Source organism: Muriicola sp., assembly GCF_049669965.1.
Taxonomy (GTDB): Bacteria; Bacteroidota; Bacteroidia; order Flavobacteriales; family Flavobacteriaceae; genus Muriicola.
The window spans coordinates 1-2,646 of sequence record NZ_JBATLB010000141.1; the positions used below are offsets into that span (position 1 = coordinate 1).

Genomic DNA, 2,646 nt, shown 5'->3' on the forward strand with positions numbered 1-2,646 from the left:
CCAGGGGGTACCATATTTGTCACCAGACGACTATCAGCCCGGAACTGGTAACACTATTCCTGTTATCTTCAGGAATACACCTCTATTCCTATTGGATAAGCTTTTTATCTTTACCTCCGAGGAGGAGGAATTCAGGTTAATAGGATCTGCAAATGCAGCGTACAAGCTTACGGATGATATTACTGTTTCCAACATCATATCAACTGATTATGCGGAGCAGAAAAGGTTGGATGCGGAATCCTCAAGAGGTTTTACCAGACAGCTTTTTGCTGAGACAGGCAATACTACTCCTGGGATAACAACTTTGCAAAATACCAGGTCTTTGAGCGTTAACAATACGCTAAGTGTTAACTTCGCGAAGGAATTCGGTTTGCACTCAGTAGATGCTAGTGCCATCCTCGAATACACTAAAAACCACTACAGTACTTTTGGATTTGTAGCGAGAGGTACCGACCCTAAAACAGAATCTCCTGGAGACGGCTCTAGTTTTGTGCCGGATAACTCTGCTAACGATTTCTTCGTAGATGACGCAAACGCTAACATCCTAAGTACCGGAAGGCTTTCTTATATAGGTTTAGTCGATTACGATTACGATACCCGTTACGGAATCTCAGGGACTGTTCGTAGAGACGGAAGTTCAAGATTCGTAGGAGATAACAAATGGGGTACATTCTTTTCAGTTGCTGCCCGTTGGAATATCTCTAACGAGGCCTTTATGGAATCGGTAGACTGGATCAATGAACTTAAGTTACGTGGATCTTACGGATCAAACGGTAACGATATTATTAATGATGCAGGTGGATTCTTAAGAAACGTTTCTGCACCAGACCTTACTGAAGCCTTCTTCGCAACAGGTTCAGGATATGGTGGTGTAAACAGTATTTTCAGGAGCCAGATAGCTCAGCCAGACTTAAAATTTGAGGTAGTGAAGCAATTTAACGTTGGTTTAGACTTCGAATTTTTTAATAGCAGGGTAAGAGGTTCTGTTGACTACTATCAGAAAACAACCGAAGATCTTTTCCAGTTTACTCCCGTATCGAATATCAACGGGGTTACAGGATTGTTTAGGAACTTTGGAGACCTTGAGAATGAAGGGTACGATATTGCTGTTCAGTATGACATCTTACGCAAGAATAACACCTTACTTACTTTAAGGGTCGTTGCTAACAATAACGTGGCCACGGTTGGGCAAACTCCTTCTCCAGAAGGAAACCTCGATGCTGGTTTTGTTGAAGGTGGATTGTATGGAGAGTATTACACTACAAGGTACCAAGGGGTGAATCCTGCCAACGGGAATCTGCTTTTCCTTGATGCCGATGGTAACTTAACAGAAAACCCGAATCCAGACACGGACAGGGTGGCCTCAGGAAAGAATATCTTTCCGGAGTGGCAAGGTAGTTTTGGTTTCGATTTCAGCCATGAAGGCTTCTTCGTAAACGCCACTTTTACCTATACCGAGGGTGTTGACAGATTCGACAATGACTATGCGAACTTTATCAATCCAACTAATATTGGACAGTTCAGATTGTCAAGAGATATTCAAAGAGCATGGACTCCGGATAACAGGATTACCGATATTCCAGCTCTTGGTCTTACAAACTTGGCACTACAATCTAATTCTGACAGGTTCTTAAGAGATTCTGATTATATCCGATTGCGTAATGCAACCATAGGATACGGACTTACTGAGAAACAACTGAAAGGAACCGGGTTGGAAGGATTGCGATTTTTCATCAGTGGGGAAAACGTATTTACCCTAACTGAGTGGAGAGGATTCGATGCAGAGAGTACTGTGAATACCTCCAGAAGGTTTCCAACTCCTTCTATTTATTCTTTAGGTGTAGAAATTAATTTCTAAAAAAAAATTAAAATGAAAAGATATAGTTTTTCAATAATAGCATGTGCAACACTGTTCTTGTTTTCATGTTCAGATGCGACCGACATCGATCAGCCAGGTAGGTTGACGGAAAGAGCTGCTTTTGAAACCATAGATGATTTAGAAGCAGGATTACTTGGTACCTACGGTACCTTGGACACCAGTAGTGAAATTCAGTTCAATGCTGTGTTTACTGATGAGGTTTCCATTGGTTTTGACAACGGAGGCCAGGGTCTCGGCGACGGAACCTGGGGTTTTGTTCTGAATAACATCAGTGCAGCACCAACCTCATTTTGGACCGGAGCCTATGCAGGTTTAAACAATGTTAACATCCTCAGAGAGGCTGCTAGCAATTATGAGATTCAAGCCGGAGAGCAGGATCAGTATAACAATATACTGGGTCAGGCGTACGCCATCCGTGCTGCGTTGCACCATTTTATCATGACTTATTTCAGTACTGACCTAACAGATGATAATGCACTTGCAGGAATATTACTTGATTTTGTGCCAACACCATCTGATCAGTTGCTTAGAAGTACGAATGCAGAATTTTATGCACTTATCCAAAGCGATCTGAACCAGGCCGCCTCTCTGATTACAGGGGACGAAGGTAATACGTTCGTAAATGATGATTTCGTTACGGCCTTAAGAGCCAGAGTTGCTGCTTATAGAGAAGATTATGCAACTGCTGCTCCGTTAGCCCAGAGTTTGTTAAATTCTTATCCGCTGGCTAACAGGGCAGAATACGAAGGGATCTTCCTGGATGTAGA

Annotated in this window: 1 protein-coding gene and 1 pseudogene; both read left to right on the forward strand. The window is 42.5% G+C overall.

What is annotated here, in order from left to right:
- Nucleotides 1-1,858 (forward strand): annotated as a pseudogene (locus WBM49_RS07665) (SusC/RagA family TonB-linked outer membrane protein); the annotation flags it as partial.
- Between the two features lie 12 nt (nucleotides 1,859-1,870).
- On the forward strand, nucleotides 1,871-2,646 hold a 776-nt coding region (locus WBM49_RS07670), incomplete at its 3' end, for a RagB/SusD family nutrient uptake outer membrane protein (RefSeq protein WP_424371470.1).